At 74.1% G+C, this 382-nt stretch carries 1 protein-coding gene; it reads left to right on the top strand.

What is annotated here, in order from left to right; all coding sequences use genetic code 11:
- Positions 1-55: 55 nt before the first annotated feature.
- Positions 56-382: zinc finger domain-containing protein (locus tag OQ02_RS45400; RefSeq protein WP_442973744.1), on the top strand; the 327-nt coding region annotated here is incomplete at its 3' end.

Below are 382 nucleotides of genomic sequence, written 5' to 3'. Positions count from 1 at the left end.
ACACCGTCACGGCCGTCGTGGCCGAGGCCTCCTACGACCCGGAGGCCGACGCGTGATGGAGGCTCCGGCGCTCACCCTTCCTCAGCTCTCCGTGCAGTGCCCGGACTGCAACTCGGGGCCCGGGCGGCTGTGCACCAGTCACGGCGGTACCCGCTACCGCCGTGACACCGTCCACCAGGCGCGCCGCGCTGCCTGGGCCACCGTGCAGACGGACAAGGCCCGGGCGCGCACCGCCCGCGTGGACAGCACGGCCGCGCGACCGGCCGTCGAGGCGCTGCCCGTTGACACCATCGAGCACGGCACGCCCCGCGGCTACAACCAGCACCGCACGCGCAAGGTTCCTGCGTACCAGCCGTGCCGCGACGCGCTGAACGCCCGGAAC

Origin of the sequence: Saccharothrix sp. NRRL B-16314 (genome assembly GCF_000716595.1) — a bacterium.
GTDB lineage: Bacteria > Actinomycetota > Actinomycetes > Mycobacteriales > Pseudonocardiaceae > Actinosynnema.
Note: the sequence above shows the minus strand (reverse complement) of the source record. Positions and strands in the feature narration are given on the sequence as shown.